Raw genomic sequence first — 3,166 nt, 5'->3', positions numbered from 1 at the left:
CCGGGCGCCCGGCCGGACGAGGCGGGCCCGGCGGCGCCGCGGGTTCGGCGCCGGGCAGCTCCCCGTGCACGGGTACCGGCACCTCCCGTGTCCTCGGCTCCTCGTACCTCGACACGTGAGCTCCCTTCGGGGAGGTGTGACCTACCCGCCGTCACGATTCGCTGGTGTGCCCTTCGCTCCCAGCTTCTGGCACCTGCCCGATTACGTTAACGTGTGTGGATGATGGTGGTTTCGCGGGCAGCCCCGCGTGACCGCGCACGTTCCGGCCCGACAGCACGCGAGGACTCCGATGCCCAAGTCCAAGGTCCGCAAGAAGACGGCCTACACCCCGCCGACGAGCCGCACGCCGGTCAAGGTGCGCGCGGCGGGTCCTTCGCACCCGCTCTACAAGATCGTGATGTTCGGGCTGATGCTGCTCGGCCTGCTGTGGCTGGTGGTCAACTACCTCGCGGGCGACAAGATCGATTTCATGACCGAGCTGGGCAACTGGAACTTCGCCATCGGCTTCGCCCTGATGATCACCGGGTTGCTGATGACGATGCGCTGGCGGTGACGAACCCCCGCCCGCCGCAGGGGCGCCCGAATCACACGCGTGTGACTCATCCCCACTGTGGACAACTCTGTGGATAACTCCGCGGCCTGGGCTCCCCGGCCCGCTCTCGTGGGTGCCGGGTGGGCGCTGACGGCCGCCGCCGGGGCCGCGCTCGCCATGCTGGCTACCGGAGGCGACCGGCAGGGCGCGTTGCTGCTCTCCCTGGTCACGGCGGCCCTGGCCGCCCTGTCCGCGCACGGCACCGTGGTGCGCCCGCGCCTGGCGGCCGACGCCGGTGGCGTGTCGGTACGCACCCTCGGCGGGACCCGGCGCCTCGCGTGGTCCCGCGTTGCGGTGCGGCTCACCGACGTGCGGCGGTTCGGCCGGCGGGTCCCGGTGCTCGAACTCGACGCAGACGACGCCCGCGACCCCGGGCGGGCCGGCTCAGAACAGACCGGAGACGCCGGGGACGCCGGAGTCAGCGACGAGCCCGGGCTGGTCGTGCTCGGCTGGATCGAGCTGGGCGCCGATCCCCACGACGTCCACGACGAGCTGCTGCGCCTGCGGCGCCGGGCCTGAGTCCTCGTCCTAGGCCCGGCACAGGGCGAACATCGGGCAGATCTGCTCGAAGAGCTGGGCGTCGCGGTAGAGCACGAGGCCGATCATCGCGACGACGAGCAGCGCCACCGCCCCGGCCTGGTACCTGGCGCGGTGGCGCTCGGGCGCGTACACCATCGCCACCATCACCAGGACACCCGCGACCAGGCCGCCGAGGTGCCCGAGCAGCGAGATCCCGGGGATCGACACGCTGAGCACGAGGTTGAGCACGATGATGCCGATGGCCGCGGTCGGGTTCAGCCGCAGCCGCAGGACCGCGACCAGGATCGCGCCGAGCAGGCCGTAGATCGCCCCGGAGGCGCCCGCGGTGGCGGTGAACGGGGCGCCGAACGTGTACACCGCCGCCGAGCCCGCGAGCATCGAGGCGGCGTAGAGCGCGCCGAACCGGAGCCTGCCGAGCAGGAGTTCGAGGTCGCGCCCGAGGAACCACAGGGCCAGCATGTTCATGCCGAGGTGCACGAGGCCGTAGTGCAGGAAGCCCGAGGTGACCAGCCGCCACCATTCGTCGTTGAGCGCGATCCCGGGTGGCCAGAGCGTGCCGTCGGCGAAGAGCGCGGAGCCCTGGTTCTGCACGGGGTCACCGGCCAGTGCCGCCGTGAGCAGGTAGACGGCGGCGTTGAACGCGATGAGGACCGGGGTCACCACGGCGCGGGCGGGCGCGCGGGCGCCGGCCACGGTGCGGGCACCGTACCCGGCGCGGCGGTACGCCGCGGCCTGGGTGCGATGGTGCTGCTGCGCCGTGTGCACGCAGTCGACGCACTGGTAACCGACCGAGGCCTCGCGCAGGCACTCCGGGCACGCGGGGCGCTCGCAGCGGACACAGCGCAGACCGGTCTGCCTGTTCGGGTGCCACCAGCAGGCGGGCAACGCCTCCTGCTGCTGTGGCGGCGGCTCGTACGGCGGCGGGGACGGGGGCTGGGTCACAGTCTTCTCGCCACTCCTGCGGTCACGACCTGCTTCGCGCGCGCCGGACGACGCGTCGCTCGACTCCAACCTACCCGGCGTCGCGCCGGACGTTTCCGCACCGACCCGCGTCGGCGAGCGGGCTGCGGCGAGCGGGCTGCGCGGGTGCGGACCCCGGTCGCTCCCGCGCGGGCGGCCTGACCCCGGCCGATCCGGTACCGGGCGTGTCAGCCGGGGAGTGCGTCAGCCGCGGTCGATGCTCACCCGCTCGATCACGATGTCCTCGAGCGGCTTGTCGGCAGGGCCGGTCGCGGTCTGGGCGATCGCGTCGACGACGTCGCGGGAGGCCTGGTCGGAGACCTCGCCGAAGATGGTGTGCTTGAAGTTCAGGTGCGGCGTCGGCGCGACGGTGATGAAGAACTGCGAACCGTTCGTGCCCGGGCCCGCGTTGGCCATCGCCAGCAGGTAGGGCCGGTTGAACTGCAACTCGGGGTGAAACTCGTCGTCGAACTTGTAACCCGGGCCGCCACGACCGGTGCCCGTCGGGTCGCCACCCTGGACCATGAACCCGGCGATGACGCGGTGGAAGATGCTCCCGTCGTAGAACGGGCCCGACTTCTCACCCCGGGCGTTCGGCTGGGTGTACTCCTTCGAGCCGTCGGCCAATCCGGTGAAGTTCGCGACCGTCTTCGGCGCGTGATCAGGGAAAAGGTCGAGATGAATGTCGCCTCGGTTGGTGTGCAGGGTGGCCTTCGTCCTCGACCCACCGGGGGATCCATTGCTTTCAGTCACGCTTTTCATCGTGCCATCCACGGCGACATGCGCGGAAAAGGGGCAGGATGGGGACAGGATCAAGTGAGCAGGCACTCGACGACGATTGACGAGGTGAAGGCGATGGGTCGAACCGGCGAGACCACGGCCGAGTCCGGCGGGCACCTCTCCCGCGCGCTGCGGGACCGGGCGCTGGAGGTCGGAAGGACCAGTGCCGACGTGGCCACGCAGGCAGCCCACGTCGCCGAGCAGAGGCTGGCCGAAAGCACCGAGACGGCCCGGCGCGAGTTCGGGCGCAAGGCCGCGCGCGCCCGCAAGGACGCGGCCAGGGCCCGCAAGGAG

At 71.6% G+C, this 3,166-nt stretch carries 4 protein-coding genes and 1 pseudogene; 3 read left to right on the top strand and 2 right to left on the bottom strand.

Going from position 1 to position 3,166, the window contains the following annotated elements:
• The first annotated feature begins 289 nt into the window (after positions 1 to 289).
• Together crgA and SACSA_RS0100020 are read left to right on the top strand one after the other, a co-directional pair.
• Positions 290 to 553 carry a cell division protein CrgA gene (gene crgA / locus SACSA_RS0100025; protein ID WP_019812471.1) on the top strand — a complete coding sequence of 88 codons (264 nt, stop codon included), beginning with the start codon at positions 290 to 292 and terminating at the stop codon, positions 551 to 553.
• Positions 554 to 622: 69 nt separating this feature from the next.
• Entirely contained in the window at positions 623 to 1,111 is a 489-nt protein-coding gene (locus tag SACSA_RS0100020; RefSeq protein ID WP_083940099.1) for a PH domain-containing protein, read from the top strand.
• 9 nt (positions 1,112 to 1,120) lie between these two features.
• On the opposite strand, the gene SACSA_RS0100015 is transcribed toward SACSA_RS0100020, so the two are convergent.
• The gene (locus SACSA_RS0100015) at positions 1,121 to 2,074 is read right to left on the bottom strand and encodes a rhomboid family intramembrane serine protease (RefSeq protein WP_019812469.1); all 954 of its coding nucleotides are present in this window, start codon (positions 2,072 to 2,074) and stop codon (positions 1,121 to 1,123) included.
• A 222-nt stretch (positions 2,075 to 2,296) separates the two neighbouring features.
• Entirely contained in the window at positions 2,297 to 2,854 is a 558-nt protein-coding gene (locus tag SACSA_RS0100010) for a peptidylprolyl isomerase (protein ID WP_028661376.1), read from the bottom strand.
• 93 nt (positions 2,855 to 2,947) lie between these two features.
• Between SACSA_RS0100010 and SACSA_RS20760 the strand changes: the two are divergent.
• Positions 2,948 to 3,166: pseudogene (locus SACSA_RS20760) on the top strand (hypothetical protein); the annotation flags it as partial.

It is taken from the genome of Saccharomonospora saliphila YIM 90502, from assembly GCF_000383795.1.
GTDB classification, from domain to species: domain Bacteria; phylum Actinomycetota; class Actinomycetes; order Mycobacteriales; family Pseudonocardiaceae; genus Saccharomonospora; species Saccharomonospora saliphila.
This window is presented reverse-complemented; position numbering and strand designations above follow the sequence as displayed.